We start from the raw sequence: 234 nt of genomic DNA on the forward strand, positions 1-234 counted from the left end.
ATATCATTCAAGCTTTTCTGCACGAAATAGTTTGTTAAGATTGGCACAGCCATTAAGCTATCGATTGGAATATCAAAGACACCTTGGATTTGCGGCGCATGAAGATCATGTGCAATGACACGTGTAGCACCTGCTGTTTCAAGTAAGGTCGCAAACAGCTTCGCTGTGATTGGCTCACGAGGGTTCGCCTTACGATCTTGGCGTGCATATCCGCAATAAGGGATGACAATATTG

Annotated in this window: 1 protein-coding gene; it reads right to left on the minus strand. The window is 44.4% G+C overall.

All coding sequences use genetic code 11. The annotated features are described in order from the left end of the window. The coding region (locus tag KVT11_RS20680) for a ribose-phosphate pyrophosphokinase-like domain-containing protein (protein WP_217609226.1) at window positions 1-234 on the minus strand (234 nt) is incomplete at both ends.

It is taken from the genome of Bacillus sp. GbtcB10, from assembly GCF_019091365.1.
GTDB lineage: Bacteria > Bacillota > Bacilli > Bacillales > Bacillaceae > Bacillus > Bacillus altitudinis.